Annotated in this window: 16 protein-coding genes and 1 tRNA gene; 5 read left to right on the top strand and 12 right to left on the bottom strand. The window is 62.4% G+C overall.

What is annotated here, in order from left to right:
* Positions 1–2: 2 nt before the first annotated feature.
* The 7 genes from lepB to rpoZ form a co-directional block, all read right to left on the bottom strand.
* Positions 3–752, bottom strand: a complete 750-nt coding sequence (lepB, locus tag EN861_RS12170; protein WP_027144187.1) for a signal peptidase I — start codon at positions 750–752, stop codon at positions 3–5.
* Between the two features lie 78 nt (positions 753–830).
* A complete protein-coding gene (gene acpS / locus EN861_RS12165; protein ID WP_127276214.1) occupies positions 831–1,244 on the bottom strand; it encodes a holo-ACP synthase in 414 nt (137 codons plus the stop codon).
* Positions 1,241–1,840 (bottom strand): DUF2062 domain-containing protein, encoded by a 600-nt coding sequence (locus EN861_RS12160; protein WP_127276212.1) that lies wholly within the window; start codon positions 1,838–1,840, stop codon positions 1,241–1,243. The genes acpS and EN861_RS12160 overlap by 4 nt, the downstream gene beginning before the upstream one ends.
* 263 nt (positions 1,841–2,103) lie before the next feature.
* Positions 2,104–2,484, bottom strand: a complete 381-nt coding sequence (locus EN861_RS12155) for a VOC family protein (RefSeq protein WP_167531192.1) — start codon at positions 2,482–2,484, stop codon at positions 2,104–2,106.
* 13 nt (positions 2,485–2,497) lie between these two features.
* On the bottom strand, positions 2,498–3,076 hold the full coding sequence (gene pyrE / locus EN861_RS12150; protein ID WP_135863732.1) for an orotate phosphoribosyltransferase: 579 nt from the start codon (positions 3,074–3,076) through the stop codon (positions 2,498–2,500).
* A gap of 25 nt (positions 3,077–3,101) precedes the next feature.
* Positions 3,102–5,330 (bottom strand): bifunctional (p)ppGpp synthetase/guanosine-3',5'-bis(diphosphate) 3'-pyrophosphohydrolase, encoded by a 2,229-nt coding sequence (locus tag EN861_RS12145; RefSeq protein ID WP_135863730.1) that lies wholly within the window; start codon positions 5,328–5,330, stop codon positions 3,102–3,104.
* Positions 5,331–5,542: 212 nt separating this feature from the next.
* On the bottom strand, positions 5,543–5,944 hold the full coding sequence (gene rpoZ / locus EN861_RS12140; RefSeq protein ID WP_127276203.1) for a DNA-directed RNA polymerase subunit omega: 402 nt from the start codon (positions 5,942–5,944) through the stop codon (positions 5,543–5,545).
* Positions 5,945–6,263: 319 nt separating this feature from the next.
* Between rpoZ and EN861_RS12135 the strand changes: the two genes are divergently transcribed.
* Positions 6,264–6,845 (top strand): NYN domain-containing protein, encoded by a 582-nt coding sequence (locus tag EN861_RS12135; RefSeq protein WP_127276201.1) that lies wholly within the window; start codon positions 6,264–6,266, stop codon positions 6,843–6,845.
* A gap of 11 nt (positions 6,846–6,856) precedes the next feature.
* Positions 6,857–7,513, top strand: coding sequence for a uracil-DNA glycosylase (locus tag EN861_RS12130; RefSeq protein ID WP_135863728.1), 657 nt, complete (start codon positions 6,857–6,859; stop codon positions 7,511–7,513).
* Between the two features lie 33 nt (positions 7,514–7,546).
* On the opposite strand, the gene EN861_RS12125 is transcribed toward EN861_RS12130, so the two are convergent.
* A complete protein-coding gene (locus tag EN861_RS12125) occupies positions 7,547–8,020 on the bottom strand; it encodes an Lrp/AsnC ligand binding domain-containing protein (RefSeq protein ID WP_127871508.1) in 474 nt (157 codons plus the stop codon).
* A gap of 142 nt (positions 8,021–8,162) precedes the next feature.
* Between EN861_RS12125 and EN861_RS12120 the strand changes: the two genes are divergently transcribed.
* On the top strand, positions 8,163–9,086 hold the full coding sequence (locus EN861_RS12120; protein WP_135863726.1) for a DMT family transporter: 924 nt from the start codon (positions 8,163–8,165) through the stop codon (positions 9,084–9,086).
* A 15-nt stretch (positions 9,087–9,101) separates the two neighbouring features.
* On the opposite strand, the gene EN861_RS12115 is transcribed toward EN861_RS12120, so the two are convergent.
* The 3 genes from EN861_RS12115 to dapA all read right to left on the bottom strand — a co-directional run bounded on the left by EN861_RS12115 (position 9,102) and on the right by dapA (position 11,275).
* Positions 9,102–9,812 carry a GH25 family lysozyme gene (locus EN861_RS12115; RefSeq protein WP_135863724.1) on the bottom strand — a complete coding sequence of 237 codons (711 nt, stop codon included), beginning with the start codon at positions 9,810–9,812 and terminating at the stop codon, positions 9,102–9,104.
* 76 nt (positions 9,813–9,888) lie between these two features.
* Entirely contained in the window at positions 9,889–10,368 is a 480-nt protein-coding gene (smpB, locus tag EN861_RS12110; RefSeq protein ID WP_027144197.1) for an SsrA-binding protein SmpB, read from the bottom strand.
* Between the two features lie 25 nt (positions 10,369–10,393).
* On the bottom strand, positions 10,394–11,275 hold the full coding sequence (gene dapA / locus EN861_RS12105; protein ID WP_127278541.1) for a 4-hydroxy-tetrahydrodipicolinate synthase: 882 nt from the start codon (positions 11,273–11,275) through the stop codon (positions 10,394–10,396).
* A gap of 293 nt (positions 11,276–11,568) precedes the next feature.
* Between dapA and EN861_RS12100 the strand changes: the two genes are divergently transcribed.
* Positions 11,569–13,599, top strand: coding sequence for a lytic transglycosylase domain-containing protein (locus tag EN861_RS12100; RefSeq protein ID WP_135863721.1), 2,031 nt, complete (start codon positions 11,569–11,571; stop codon positions 13,597–13,599).
* 108 nt (positions 13,600–13,707) lie between these two features.
* Entirely contained in the window at positions 13,708–14,610 is a 903-nt protein-coding gene (locus EN861_RS12095; RefSeq protein ID WP_127871374.1) for an alpha/beta hydrolase, read from the top strand.
* Positions 14,611–14,640: 30 nt separating this feature from the next.
* Here EN861_RS12095 and EN861_RS12090 read toward each other — a convergent pair.
* A tRNA-Ser gene (locus EN861_RS12090) sits at positions 14,641–14,731 on the bottom strand.
* Positions 14,732–14,790: the final 59 nt, after the last annotated feature.

Below are 14,790 nucleotides of genomic sequence, written 5' to 3'. Positions count from 1 at the left end.
CCCTAGTTGACGAAATGGAACAGGCGCGAAGCGCGCATCAGCGACGGCCATTTCCAGATTTCGAGCGGGCTTGCCTTGCCGGCGATCGAGAAGAAGACAAGGTTGGCGCGGCCGACCAGGTTCTCGGCCGGAACATAACCTACGGTGAAGCGGCTGTCGGCGGAATTGTCCCTGTTGTCGCCCATCATGAAATAGTGGCCCGGCGGCACGTCGAATTCGCGGGTGTTGTCGCCGATCGAGTTCGGCGACAGGTCCAGCGTGTCGTAGCTGACGCCATCGGGCAGCGTCTCGCGATAGACGTCGATGGGATAATCCTTTTCCGTGATGTCGGGATTGTCGATCTGGCCGGTCTTGACGCGCGGCACGCCGACGCCGTTGATGAACACTTGGCCATCCTTCATCTGGATCTTGTCGCCGGGCAGGCCAATGACGCGCTTGATGTAGTCGACGGACGGATCCGGCGGGAACTTGAATACCACCACGTCGCCACGCTTGGGCTCTGAGCCCCAGATGCGGCCCGAGAAGATATCAGGGCCGAAAGGCAGCGAATAGCGGGAGTAGCCGTAGGACCATTTGGTGACGAACAGATAGTCGCCTTCCAGAAGCGTCGGCCGCATCGAGCCCGACGGGATCGAGAACGGCTGGAACAGCAGCGTGCGAATGACCAGGGCGAGCAAAAGCGCCTGGACGATGACGCTGACGGTTTCGCCAAGCCCGCCGGATTTCTTCTGGGATTTTTCAGCCACGCTCATGTCGTCCTCGATTGTGCGTTGGATGGTATAGAGTCTCGGCGCGCGCTGGGCAACGTCAATGCCGGTCGTCAGATGCAATCAATGTGGCGCTTCTTCGACGGGCACCGCCTCGATGATCACAAAGGCTTGAGCGAGCGGAAAATCATCCGTGATGGTGAGGTGGATGGCAGCCTGATGGCCTTGGGGCAGGATCTTTTCCAGCCGCGCCAGCGCCCCGCCGGTGAGCGCCATGGTCGGCGCACCGCTGGGCAGGTTGACGACCCCCATGTCACGCCAGAAGACCCCTTGTGCCAGACCGGTGCCCAGTGCCTTGGCGCAAGCCTCCTTGGCGGCAAAGCGCTTGGCGTAGGAAGCCGCGCGAGCGCGCCGGTTCTCCGAACGCGCCTGCTCCACCTCGGTGTAGATCCTCTGGATGAAGCGCTGGCCGTGGCGCTCAAGCGACTTCTCGATGCGTCTGATGTCGATCAGGTCGCTGCCGATGCCGATGATCATTGGGCAGCGGAACCGACGCTTCCGCCGGGATGATGCGAATGCTCACGGCGTCTCGCGCGCTCAGCCAGCCGCTTGCGCCTCTGTTCGCGGAAGACATTCATGCCCCAGCGCGTGATGCCGTAGAACACCAGGCCGAACACCAGCCCGAGCGGCACCGCCCCGATCAGCATCGGCTCCAGGACGGGATGCCATAGTTTGGCGAACGAAAGCGTGTGCATCATCTCGCCCAGATGCGCCGGCGGGCCATGCGCCGGCAGGCGATCGTGCAGGATGAGCTTGCCGGTTTCCCAGGATGCGCCCCACAAGAGCGGAAAGGTCAGCGGATTGCCGAAGAAAACAGCTCCGAGAGCAGCTGCCACCAGATTGCCGGCGATCACCCAACACAGAACGGCGGCAATGATGAAGTGGAAACCGACGGGGAAGAACGAAGCAAAGACACCTGCGGCGACGCCCGCCGCCACCGCGTGCGGGGTGGCCTTCAGCCGCAGAATGCGCTTGGAGAAATATTGAAGCGAGCGCGAAAACGAACGGCGCGGCCACAAATAGGTGCGCACCCGCTCGAAAAGGCCATCAGGCTTGCGGCGACGAAAAAGCACTGTCTTCCTATTCCCGACAATTCACAGCCTACACGCCGGCTGTTCCAGCCGGGCTTCGACCACCATATCTTGCGCTTTACGGTCGCCAGAAGGCAATCGCGACTTTGATATAGCCATCCGCAACCCCGACAACAACCGGAGGCCGTCCGTGCGGTGGCCGCACCGCCAGATTTTGGTAAGGTCCGTCTCCTCCAACATCGGACAATCGCGGCGAATTTGAGAAGCGGTTTTCGGCTAATTGTCGCAGCCAAATGATCGATACGCTACCGCAGATACTGGCTGACTTCGACCAGGTTGCCATCCGGGTCGCGGAAATAGACCGACATCATCGGGCCCCGCGCGCCGAGGCGTTCCACCGGCCCGAGCTCCACCGTCACGAGATTGGCTTCGAGACCGGCAAGGAATTCATCGAGCGGCCGCTCGGTGATCAGGCAGAAGTCCCCGGATCCTGGCGTCGGCGACTGGGCTTTCGGCTCGAAGGTGCGGCTAACCTCGTGGACATTGATCTTCTGGTTGCCGAAGGCAAGTGCTGTCGGCCGGCCCGGCGTATCGACGCGTTCGAAGCCCAGCACGCGTTGATAAAAGGCGCAGGTTGCGTCGAGCGACGCCACCGTCAGCACGAAATGATCGATGCCAACGATCAATGCGACCTCCTCCTCAGATGTTGCGGCTGCCGGGCTTGATGGCCGGGATGGCGGCAAGCTCCGGCGGCAACCTGTCCGGCGGATAGGCTGGAACCTCGTATTCGGCAAGCGCAATCAGCGGCACGCCGACATGGGTCTTGCCGGCCGAACGATCGATGATGCAGGCAGCCGCGACCACCTCTGCGCCGAGTTGGCGCAAGCAATCGATGGTTTCGCGGATCGACAATCCGGTGGTGACGATGTCCTCGACGATGACGACGCGGGCGCCTTGGTCAATCTCGAAGCGCCGCAGGCGAAACTCGCCCCCTTCCCGCTCCACCCAGATCGCCGGCACGCCAAGGAGGCGCGAGGTTTCGTAAGCCGGGATCAGCCCGCCGATCGCCGGCCCGACGACATAGTCGATCTTGCCCGGCACCGCGGCGCGGATCTTCTCGGCCAGCGCCTTGCACAGCCGCTCGGTCTTGTCGGCATGCATGAACACCCGTGCCTTCTGCAGGAAGACCGGACTGCGCAGACCCGACGTCAGGATGAAATGACCCTCCAGAACAGCGCCAGCCTCGCGGAATATGCCCAGCACTTCGTCGGTATTCATCTCGTCCCCCATGGATCGGCTATCGCTAGCCATTGACGCGCCGCGCATCGCTGACGCTCGAATTGTCCTTGAGCTGCGAGAGCAGCCGGTTGAGATGCTTGAGGTCCCAGACTTCGAGATCGATCAGCATTTCGGTGAAATCGGGCGCGGTGCGCACCATCGACAGCGTATGGATGTTGGCGTCGTTTGAGGCAACGACCTGGGCGATGTCGGCGAGCGAGCCCGGCGCGTTGATGGCGGTGACCGAGACGCGCGCGGGAAACCGTTCCTTGGTGCGTTCGTCGATGTCCCAACGCACGTCGATCCAGCGCTCCGGCTGGTCGTCGAAAGCCTGCAGCGCCGGCGACTGGATCGGGTAGATGGTGATGCCGGTGCCCGGCTGGACGATGCCGACGATACGGTCGCCAGGGACCGCGCCTTCCGGCGCGAAGCGCACCGGCAGGTCGCCGCGCACGCCGCGGATCGGCACGGCGCCGGCGCCTGGCTGGTCCTTGTCCTTGCGCGCGGCCCGGCCAGGTATCTGGAACAGCATGCCGGCGGCGTTGCGGATCTTCGACCAGCCCTCCTCGCGCTGCTTGGGAGCCGCAGGGGTGACGCGCTCGTCCTTGTAGTCAGGGAAGACCGCCTTCATGACATCGGTGGAAGCCAGTTCTCCGCGACCGACGGACGCCAGCACATCCTCGATGTCCTTGCGAGCCAACCGGTGCAGGACGGGCTTCAGGCTTTCCTTGGTGAAGGTCTTGCCGGCTCGTTCGAAGGCACGCTCAAGGATACGCGCGCCGAGACCCGAATACTGCTTGCGGATGGCATTCTTGGTGGCGCGGCGGATGGCGGCGCGCGCCTTGCCGGTGACGACGACCGATTCCCACGCGGCTGGCGGCACCTGCGCCTTGGAGCGGATGATCTCGACCTCGTCGCCATTCTTCAGTTCCGTCATCAGCGGCATGATGCGGCCATTGACCTTGGCGCCGACGCAGGTGTCGCCGACATCGGTGTGGACGGCATAGGCGAAATCGATCGGCGTGGCGCCGCGCGGCAAGGCAATCAGCATGCCCTTCGGCGTGAAGCAGAACACCTGGTCCTGGAACAGCTCCAGCTTGGTGTTTTCGAGAAAATCTTCCGGATTGTCGCCTTCGGCCAGTTGCTCGATGGTGCGCCGCAGCCAGGCATAGGCATTGGTCTCCTTCGAGATCGCATGGCCGGCGCCGTTCGTCTTGCCACCGGCGTCCTTATAGATGGAATGAGCGGCGACGCCGTATTCGGCGATCTTGTTCATCTCGCGGGTGCGGATTTGCAGTTCGACGCGCTGGCGCGAAGGGCCGACGATGGTGGTGTGGATCGAACGGTAGTCGTTCTGCTTCGGCGTCGAGATGTAGTCCTTGAAACGGCCGGGTACCATCGACCAGGTGGTGTGGATGGCGCCCAGCGCGCGATAGCAGTCCTCGACGGTGTCGACGACGACGCGGAAGCCGAAAATGTCGGACAGTTGCTCGAAGGACAGAGCCTTGGCCTCCATCTTGCGGAACACCGACCACGGCTTCTTCTGCCGGCTCTTCACGCCGGCGTTGATGGCATGCTTCTCAAACAGTGCCGACAGCGCCTTTTCAATGTCGGTCAGTACGCCCTTGTTGCGCTCGAAGATCTCGGCGAGGCGGGCGGTGACGGCACGGTAGGCTTCCGGATTGATGAAGCGGAAGGCGATCTCTTCCAACTCCTCGCGCATGCCTTGCATGCCCATGCGCCCGGCCAGCGGCGCGTAGATGTCCATCGTCTCCTCGGCAATGCGCAGACGCTTGGCCTCGGGCATGTGATCAAGGGTGCGCATGTTGTGCAAACGGTCGGCGAGCTTGACCAGCAGCACGCGCACATCTTCCGAGATCGCCAGCAGAAGCTTGCGCAGGTTCTCCGCCTGCTCGGCCTTCTTGGAGACGAGATCGAGCTTCTTAAGCTTGGTCAGGCCCTCGACCAGCTTGCCCATTTCGGGGCCGAACAGATCGTCGATCTCGGCTCGCGTCGCCGTTGTGTCCTCGATGGTGTCGTGCAGCAGGGCGACGGCGATGGTCGCCTCGTCCATGTGCATCTCGGTGAGGATGGCCGCGACCTCGAGCGGGTGCGAGAAATAGGGATCGCCGGAAGCGCGCTTCTGGTGGCCATGCTTCTGCATGGCGTAGACATAGGCCTTGTTGAGCAACGCCTCGTTGACGTCAGGCTTGTAGCGCTGGACGCGCTCGACAAGCTCATACTGACGCATCATGGGCTAAATCTCTCGGCGATGAAATGAATCATGCGCCGCACTGTCGTACGGCGCATGTCCGGTACCAACTGTCGCAAATACCAGATTCATACATTATGCCAAGTGCGGCCAAAACTGCATCTGGTATTTGCGACAGTTGGTACTCGATAGCCACGAAAACTGCCGGGACGGAAGGGCCGGAAGATTGTTCCAGGCGCTTCCGGAGAGCTGTCTCAGTAGTCGTCGCTCTTTTCCGGCGGGACCAGACCTTCGATGCCGGCCAGCAGGTCTTCCTCGGTCATGCGATCGAAGGTGACGTTGTCCTCGGCGTCGTCGGTGTCGGCGGCGGCGACGGCACCGCCAGTCTGGTCGGCGATCACTTCGCCATCGGCTTCGGGCTCGTCGACCTCGACATGCTTCTGCAGCGAATGGATCAGATCTTCCTTGAGATCGTCGGGCGACAGCGTCTCGTCGGCAATCTCGCGCAGCGCAATGACCGGGTTTTTGTCGTTGTCGCGCGGGACGGTGATCTGCGCGCCCTGGCTGATCTGACGGGCGCGGTGGCCGGCCAGAAGCACCAGCTCGAAGCGGTTGTCGACCTTGTCGATGCAATCTTCAACGGTTACGCGGGCCATGGATTGCCCCTTTCATGCCTGGATGTGACGGAAAACAGGCGCGGTCCATAACCCGAACGGCGCCAAAATACAAGCATCATGAAGATGCAGGCCCACGGGGCACTCAATCCCTCCATCAAACTCCGGATTTGGCAAAACCGGCCGCGTCCACAGTTCGGTTCTACGATCACAATTGCTTGCAGTGCGCCAGACGCCCTTGGATTGCCACCAAACTGGCGTTATCTCGGTTGGTCCAAGGTCGGCCGGTTTTTATGAGCCTGACCAATAGTCGATACCGCATTTCGTTTAGACGGCGCTTATTTCGAAAAGGATTATTTCCATGTTCGACCCTCGTGAAAAAATCGCCCTGTTCATCGACGGCGCCAATCTCTACGCCACCTCGCGCGCACTCGGGTTCGACATCGACTATCGCAAGCTTTTGGCGAGCTTCCACAAGCGTGGTTACCTGTTGCGCGCCTATTATTATACCGCGCTGGTGGAGGACCAGGAGTATTCCTCGATCCGGCCGCTGATCGACTGGCTCGACTATAACGGCTTCAAGGTGGTGACCAAGCCGGCCAAGGAATTCACCGACTCGACCGGCCGCCGCAAGATCAAGGGCAACATGGACATCGAGCTCACTGTCGATGCGCTGGAACTCGCCGACGTCGTCGACCACTATGTCATATTCTCCGGAGATGGCGATTTCCGCACGCTGGTCGAGGCGCTGCAACGGCGTGGCCGCAAGGTGTCGATCGTCTCGACCATGGCCTCGCAGCCGCCGATGATCTCGGATGACCTGCGCCGCCAGGCCGACCATTTCATCGACCTGGCGACGCTGAAGAACGAAGTCGGCCGCGATCCCTCCGAGCGGCCCGTAAGGCGGCCCGAACCGGCCGAAGTCGAGGAGGACGACTACTGAGGCCGGTCGACTTGACCGTCCTCTCCGCTTCCGAACCCAGCCGCGACTGCCCACTTTGCCCGCGGTTGCATGACTTCATCGCCGAATGGCGGCAGCGCGAGCCGTCCTGGTTCAATGCGCCAGTGCCGACCTTCCTGCCACCGGGCGGCGAAGACACCGTCCGGCTTCTGATCGTCGGTCTGGCGCCTGGCTTGCGCGGCGCCAACCGCACCGGGCGCCCGTTCACCGGTGACTATGCCGGTGACCTGCTCTATTCGACACTGATTGCCCACGGTTTTGCACGCGGCGAGTTCAAGGCGCGGCTCGATGACGGGCTGGAACTCGTCGGCACGGCCATCACCAACGCGGTGCGCTGCGTGCCGCCGGAGAACAAGCCGGTGGGCGCCGAGATCACCACCTGCCGGACATTTTTGGTGCCGACGATCGCTCGCTTTCCAAACTTGCGCGCCGTGCTGGCCCTGGGATCGATCGCGCACCAGTCGACCGTGCGGGCACTGGGCGGGCGCGTCGCCGCCTATCCGTTCAAACATGGCGGGCAATTGCCCGCCGGCGGCATTACGCTGTTTTCGAGCTATCATTGCTCGCGCTACAACACCAATACCGGGGTGTTGACCGAAGACATGTTCGTCAGGGTGTTTGGCGACATCGCGGCATTCCTGGAGACCTGAAGTATCGGACGTCGTACGGTCTTCGGTGCCTGCCTACACCGGCAACAGGGCATCCGGTTTCACGTCGCCGATCGAGGCATAGGTATGTGTTTCCTTCACGCCCGGCAGCGGCAGGATGACGCGTTTGAGAAAGTCCTGATAGTCGGCCATCTCGGCAATGCGCGCCTTCACAAGATAGTCGAAGCCACCGACGACCATATGGCATTCCAGAACCTCGGGCGCCTTTGCGACCGCCTCGGCGAAACGATCAAAAATATGCGGGGCCGTGTGATCGAGCCGCACCTCGATGAAGACAAGCATGCCTCGGCCAATCTTTACCGGATTGAGCACCGCCCTGACGGCGGTGATGAACCCGTCGCGAAACAGGCGCTTCACGCGCTGGCTGGTGCCGGTCGGCGACAGGCCGACGCGCGCTGCCAGATCAAGCGTGGTGCGGCGTCCATCTTCCTGCAGCAGCCGCAAAAGACTGCGATCGACGGCGTCGAGGTCGCCCGATTCAGGATTCACGTTCAAGCCACCTCATTTGCGTGAACTACACGTCAATTTTCGAAAAACAGCGTATTTAGTCGCGGCCATTTCGACAATAGGCTGCGCTTCATCGCAAGGTCGGGGCTGTCTCCTCCTGGCGGCATGAATATGGTGGCAGAACATGGCGGACGTCCGAGACACGGGAAACACAAGGCTTGCGGTGATCGCCGGCCTCGCCATGATCGCCATCTATGCCGCGCAGTTCGTGGCCGCCCGCTTCAGCCTCAGGGAGCATCTGACGGCCACCGACATGGCCGGCTTGCGCTTTGCCGGTGCCGGCGCGGTGTTCCTGCCGATCGTCTGGAGGCGCGGCCTGGCGACCATGACGGCGCTGGGCTGGCGGCGTGGATTGACGTTGGCGGCGCTGGCCGGATTGCCCTATCCGCTGATCATCAACTGGGGCCTCACTCATGCGCCCGCCGCCCATGCCGCGGCGCTCTGCCCCGCCTCGATCGTCTTCTTCTCGTTCCTATTGTCGCTGTTCAGGGAAAGCGCGTCGCGCCGGCGGATCGTTGGCGTCGCCACGATCATCGCCGGCTTGTTGCTGTTCATAGCGCCGGCGCGCACCGGCGCCGGTGATGTCTTGTTCGGGGATCTGCTGTTTGTCGGATCGGGCGCGATGTTTTCCACATATGCCGTTCTTGTGCAGCGGTGGCGTGTCGAGCCGGTGACGGCGACCGCGAGCGTCGTGCTTTTGTCCTGCCTGCCGCTGCCACTTCTCTATGTCTTTGCGCCAAGCGGCCTCCATGCCGCCGCAGGCGCCGAAATCGCCAGCCAGATCGTCATTCAAGGTCTTCTCGCCGGCGCTGTCGCAATGTTCCTTTACACTTACATTGTCGACCAATTGGGCTCGCAGGCTGCATCGCTGTTCCTGCCGGGTGTGCCGATCGCCACCGTGATGGTCGGCATGGTCGTGCTTGGCGAGACCCCGCTGGCGATCCAATGCGTGGCCATCGCCATCATGGCCGCCGGGATGGGTTATTCGGCGATGGGTCGACGCAGCACCAGGGAAAATCTGGCTGTTCCGGCACCAGCTGGATCGTAAATGGTTTCAGTGGCATCAAGGTATGGGGGCAAGCAGCGCCGCCAACTTCTGCGGCCCGCCCTGCAAAACGTTCAGGTCGACGTCCCCCTCAATGCCGTCCACGCGTCCCCGGTTGTGGTACTGCCAGTAGATCCAGTCACGGCGGTCCGGCTCCATGAGCAGAGAGCGCAGCCAGAGTGGGCGAGCGCTGATTTGCCCGGCATAGGCAGCTTCGGCTTCATCCGTCAGATAGACGATCGCTGGCTTGCCGAAGGCCGCCTCGACGGGTCCAAGGAAAGCCTGCAGTTCGGCGTTCAGTTGCTCGGGCGACGGGCGCTGCGGACAGTTGCCGCCGAACTCGATGTCGACGACCGGCGGCAGCAACGGCTGATCGCGCGGCACCACCGAGATAAAATTCCTGGCCTGGTCGGCGCCCGGACGGCAGAAGGTGAAGAAATGATAGGCGCCGACGGCGAGCCCGGCGGCGCGGGCCTCGCGCAGGTTGCCGGCGAAGGCTTCGTCGACATGGTCGCCGCCCTCAGTCGCCTTGATGACGGCGAAAGCCACATCATCGGCGGCAACGCGCCGCCAGTCGATCTTGCCCTGATGATGGGAGACGTCGATGCCCCTGACCGGATATCTGCCGCGGTCGGGAGAATAGGTGTGGAAATAGACCAAGGCCCCCGCCGCAACGATAGATGCCAGGGCAAGACTGGCGAGGCCCCAGAGAACAATCCGCTTCTTCAAGACCATCCCCTGTTGGGCTTGCCGATTGTTAGACCTTGAAGCCCCGGCTGTTGGCTTTTTTCAGGCTGTCACCTGATCACCCGCGTTCCTTGAGCAGCCGGCCCTTTTCGCGCGACCAGTCGCGTTGCTTCTCGGTCTCGCGCTTGTCATGCAGCTTCTTGCCGCGGCCAACGGCAAGCAGCAGCTTGGCGCGCCCCTGATCGTTGAAATAGATTTTTAGCGGCACCAGCGTCATCCCTTCACGGTCGACGCTCTGCGACAGTTTTGCCATCTCGCGCTTGTTGAGCAGCAGCTTGCGGCGCCGGCGCGGTTCGTGGTTGAAGCGGTTGGCCTGCAGGTATTCAGGCAGATAGGAATTGATCAGCCAGATCTCGCCGCCTTCTACCGAGGCATAACTGTCCTGGATGTTGGCCTGGCCCTGGCGCAACGATTTGACCTCCGTGCCAGTCAGCACCAAGCCGGTCTCGATCGTGTCGAGCACCTCATAGGAAAACCGCGCCTTGCGGTTTTCCGCAACGGTCTTGTTGTTGGGATCGGCTTTTCTGACTTGATTCATGATGTGGAGAGGTGGCGCCTCATCCTCAATTAATCAAGCCGGCGTGCTTCATGGCCGCATCGATCTTTTCGGCCGTCGACTGCTCGATGGTGACCAGCGGCGAACGCAGCACGTTCTCGACCTTGCCCAGCTTCGACAGCGCGTATTTGGCGCCGGAGACGCCGGGCTCTATGAAGATCGCCTTGTGCAGCGGCAAGAGGCGGTCCTGCAGCTCGAGCGCCTTGGCGCTGTCGCCGGACAACGTTGCCTCCTGGAATTCGGCGCACAGCCTCGGTGCGACATTCGAGGTCACCGAAATACAGCCGACGCCGCCATGCGCGTTGAAGCCGAGAGCCGAGGCATCCTCGCCAGAAAGCTGGATGAAATCCTTGCCGCAGGTCATTCGCTGCTCGGACACCCGCTCGACCTTGCCGGTCGCGTCCTTGACGCCGACGATGTTGTTGAAGTCATGCACCAGCCGGCCCATCGTCTCCGGCGTCATGTCGATCACCGAGCGCGGCGGGATATTGTAGATGATGATCGGCAGCTTGGTCGCCCGGGCGACGGCGGCGAAATGCTCGTAGAGACCGCGCTGTGTCGGCTTGTTGTAGTAGGGCGTGACGACCAGGGCCGCATCGGCACCCGCCTTTTCGGCATACTGCACAAGCCCAACAGCTTCCTCGGTGTTGTTGGAACCGGCGCCGGCGACGACAGGCGCCCTGCCCCTGGCCACCTCGATGCAGACCTTGACGACGTGGCGGTGCTCGTCATGCGACAGCGTCGGCGACTCGCCGGTGGTGCCTACCGGGACGAGGCCCGTGGTGCCTTCGCCCAGCTGCCATTCGACGAACGCGCGAAAGGCTTTCTCGTCGAAACGCCCGCTCTTTTCGAACGGTGTCACGAGCGCAGTAAGCGAGCCTCTCAGCATGTCGTCCAACTCCTTGGGACTTCCAGGTTCATGCATGTCGTCGTCCCAAAAGCGGTTGCCGGTTTTGGGCGACATGCATCGGTGTTTTGTCGTGCGCGCCTTCTAACCGAAAGCGAAGCCGCGCACCATAGTCTCGACATTGTTGCGCGGCAAGCATTGCCATGGTGCCAGCAAGCGTTATTCGAACGGCCTCGATAACCCTTTGTTTACGAGCCCTTCACGACCTAAGTCTAGGCTTCGAGGCTTCTTCGCCTGCTGGTAAAATGCTGGACTAAGGAAAGACACGAAGGATCATGCCGACCGGTCGGCCCCGCCTGTTCGCGCTTCTTGGCGCCATCGCCGCGCTGATGCCCGGCGTGGCGATCTGTGGCAGCGCCGATGTGCGGGTCACTTCGGCCATTCCGATGCCTGGCGTGCAGGACAAGGCGCAACAGGCCCCCACCCCCGGCGTCGCGCTCTTGAAAAGCGGCCTGGATGCGCTGGCAGCTGGCGATATTCCCGGCGCGCGCGGTGTGCGCGATGCCCTCCCCGCACAATCGCTCGACCAGCACATATTGGCCTGGGCGATCGCGCTCTACGGGGGCGACAAGGTTCCGAGTGGCGATATCGCGGCGGCCGCGAAGATGCTGCCCAATTGGCCAGGCACCGTTGCATTGCGCAAGAACGGCGAGCGCGCGCTCTATCGCGAGAACCCAGCGGCGGACATCGTCATCAAGGCCTTCGACGGCAGCCAGCCGCAGACATTCGAAGGCGTGATGGTTCTCGCGCGCGCCTATGTGTCGTCCGGCAACGCCAAGGCGGCGCGATCGGCGTTGTCGCCGTTCTGGCGCACCGCGATCCTGGACGCCAAGGACGAGGCGGCTCTGATCAAGGAGTTCGGCGCCCTTGTTCCCGCCGCCGATCACCGTTTTCGCATGGAACGCATGTTCTATGCCGACCGGGTGAATTCCGCCTTGCGTGTCGCCGGCCTCGCCGGCGCCCAGCAGCTTGCCGACGCCTGGGTGGCGGCCGACAGAGGCGACAAGAATGCGGCCAAACTGCTCAAGGCGGTGCCGGTGGCGCAGCGTTCGGCCGGCTATTTCTTCGCGCAGGCCGAATATCTGCGCAAGCAGGAGGATTTTGCGGGCGCAGCGGCGGTTGTCATGAAAGCGCCGGCAGACCGTGAATCCCTCGTCGATCCGGACGCCTGGTGGGTCGAACGCCGGGTGCTGTCGCGCGAACTGGTCGACCAGGGCGACATGAAGACCGCATACAAGATAGTCGCCATGCATGCAGCCGAAAGCGCGGCCAATGCAGCGGAAGCCGAGTTCCATGCCGGCTGGTATGCGCTGCGCGGCCTGAGCGATCCCAAGCTCGCGGCGACGCACTTCGCGCGCATCGCCGAGCTAGCTCAGGGGCCGATGACCCTGTCGCGCGCCTATTACTGGCTCGGCCGCTCGGCGGAAGTCGGCGGCCCCGGCAATGCCAAGGATTATTTTGGACGTGCGGCGACCTACGGAACGACGTTCTACGGCCAGCTAGCCGCCGAACGCGTCGGCCGGCAGGCGCTCAACATCGTCTATCCCCAGCCAAGTGCCGCCGACCGGCAGAACTTTGCCGGCCGCGAGGCCGTCTCCGCCATCAAGCGCCTGCAGGAGGCAGGCTACGACCGTTATGCCGAAACGCTCTATCGCGACCTTGCCGGGCAGTTGACCAGCCCGGGTGAACTGGCGCTGCTCGCTGTCCTTGCGGAAAAGCAGAACAACCATTTCATGGCGCTGAAAGTTGGCAAGATCGCCGGGGCGCGCGGCATCGATGTCGGTGCGTTGTCGCATCCGCTCGGCGTCATCCCCGATTCGGCCAATATTTCCGGTTCGGGCAAGGCGCTGGCCTATGCGATCGCCCGCCAGGAAAGCGAATTCAACGTCGGTGCCGTATCCAGTGCCGGCGCGCGCGGCCTGCTGCAGCTGATGCCGGGAACCGCCAAGCAATTGGCGAAGAAGGCCGGATTGCAGTTTTCGCAGACCAGGCTGACAAGCGACGCCGGCTACAATGCAACGCTTGGTTCGGCGTTCCTTGGCGAACAGCTCGATCGCTTCAACGGCTCGTACGTATTGACCTTCGCGGGCTACAATGCGGGCCCCGCCCGGGCCAGCCAGTGGGTGGCGAAATACGGCGACCCGCGCGGCAAGGACATCGATGCGGTGGTGGACTGGGTCGAGCGGATTCCCTACACGGAAACAAGAAGTTACGTGCAGCGCGTGATGGAGAATTACGAGGTCTACAAGATGCGTATTTCCGGCAAGTACGACATTGTAGGCGATCTCGTGAATGGCCGCAGCTGAGGCTCTTGCTCTCCCCGTGCGAGGAGAAGGAGGAGCCTTTCCCGTTTGACCCTCCAGCGCTCCGTCTATAGCAGTCGTGGACGATCTCGCGGCTAAGGCGTCCGTTCCATGTCGAGCAATCCAGATTTCTCCGACTTCTTCTATGCCGCGCCAGATGGGCTGAGGCTTCACGCGCGTGTCTATGGCGAAGCGAGTTCCGCCCATTGGCCGGTCGTCTGTCTGCCTGGCCTGACGCGCAACGCGCGGGATTTTCACGAGCTTGCGCTCTATCTCTCAACGCGATCCGCCCTTGCGCGCAAGGTTGTCGCTTTCGACTACCGCGGACGCGGGCAGTCGGCCTACGATCCCGATGTCAGTCACTACAATGTCGGCATCGAAGCCGGCGACGTTCTTGCCGGGCTGGCCGCACTCGGTATCGAACAGGCGGCCTTCATCGGCACCTCGCGCGGCGGGCTGGTGATCCATGTCCTTGGCGCGATGCAGCCGGCGGTACTGAAAGCCATCGTGCTCAACGACATAGGGCCAGTGATCGAAGCCGCCGGCCTCGCTCACATCCAGTCCTATCTCGAACGCACGCCAAAGCCGAAAACCTTCACCGAGGCGGTGGATGCCCAGCGCAATGTTCATAGCCAGGACTTTCCAGCGCTTGCTGAGGGCGACTGGGAGCGAATGGTGCGCGCGCTCTATCGCGAGACGAATCAAGGGCTGCTGCCCGATTTCGATTCGAAGCTGGTCGACACTGTTGCCAATCTCGACCTGTCACAGCCATTGCCGCCTCTTTGGCAGCAATTCGATGCGTTGGCGGCCATTCCGCTGCTCGTCATACGCGGCGCCAATTCAAGGCTATTGTCCCAGGAAACGCTGGAGGAGATGCGAAAGCGTCATCCTCCCGGCACCAGGACAATCACCGTACCGGATCAGGGCCACGCACCCTTCCTGGAGACCGGTAACCTGCCCAATGAGATCGCGCTCTTTCTGGATCAAGCAGAGGCGCAGAAAAATCCGGGGTAAGCCCCGAGAGCAACCAAGGTCTTGGGGTCATGGCGGAGAGGATGGGATTCGAACCCACGAGAAGCTTTTGACCTCTACTCCCTTAGCAGGGGAGCGCCTTCGACCACTCGGCCACCTCTCCGTTGTGCCGGTGGATAAAGAAAAGCGGCGGCACAATCAACAAGCCCGCGTCATTAATAT

The organism is Mesorhizobium sp. M8A.F.Ca.ET.218.01.1.1 (genome assembly GCF_004791165.1).
Taxonomy (GTDB): domain Bacteria; phylum Pseudomonadota; class Alphaproteobacteria; order Rhizobiales; family Rhizobiaceae; genus Mesorhizobium.
The sequence above is the reverse complement of the archived record's forward strand: the minus strand, read 5'-3'. Positions and strand labels throughout refer to the sequence as shown.

Coding starts and splice junctions, on each gene's coding strand:
- lepB (WP_027144187.1), bottom strand. CDS start 752: ATGAGCGTGGCTGAAAAATCCCAGAAGAAATCCGGCGGGCTTGGCGAA.
- acpS (WP_127276214.1), bottom strand. CDS start 1,244: ATGATCATCGGCATCGGCAGCGACCTGATCGACATCAGACGCATCGAG.
- pyrE (WP_135863732.1), bottom strand. CDS start 3,076: ATGAATACCGACGAAGTGCTGGGCATATTCCGCGAGGCTGGCGCTGTT.
- EN861_RS12145 (WP_135863730.1), bottom strand. CDS start 5,330: ATGATGCGTCAGTATGAGCTTGTCGAGCGCGTCCAGCGCTACAAGCCT.
- rpoZ (WP_127276203.1), bottom strand. CDS start 5,944: ATGGCCCGCGTAACCGTTGAAGATTGCATCGACAAGGTCGACAACCGC.
- EN861_RS12135 (WP_127276201.1), top strand. CDS start 6,264: ATGTTCGACCCTCGTGAAAAAATCGCCCTGTTCATCGACGGCGCCAAT.
- EN861_RS12120 (WP_135863726.1), top strand. CDS start 8,163: ATGGCGGACGTCCGAGACACGGGAAACACAAGGCTTGCGGTGATCGCC.
- smpB (WP_027144197.1), bottom strand. CDS start 10,368: ATGAATCAAGTCAGAAAAGCCGATCCCAACAACAAGACCGTTGCGGAA.
- dapA (WP_127278541.1), bottom strand. CDS start 11,275: ATGCTGAGAGGCTCGCTTACTGCGCTCGTGACACCGTTCGAAAAGAGC.
- EN861_RS12100 (WP_135863721.1), top strand. CDS start 11,569: ATGCCGACCGGTCGGCCCCGCCTGTTCGCGCTTCTTGGCGCCATCGCC.
- EN861_RS12095 (WP_127871374.1), top strand. CDS start 13,708: ATGTCGAGCAATCCAGATTTCTCCGACTTCTTCTATGCCGCGCCAGAT.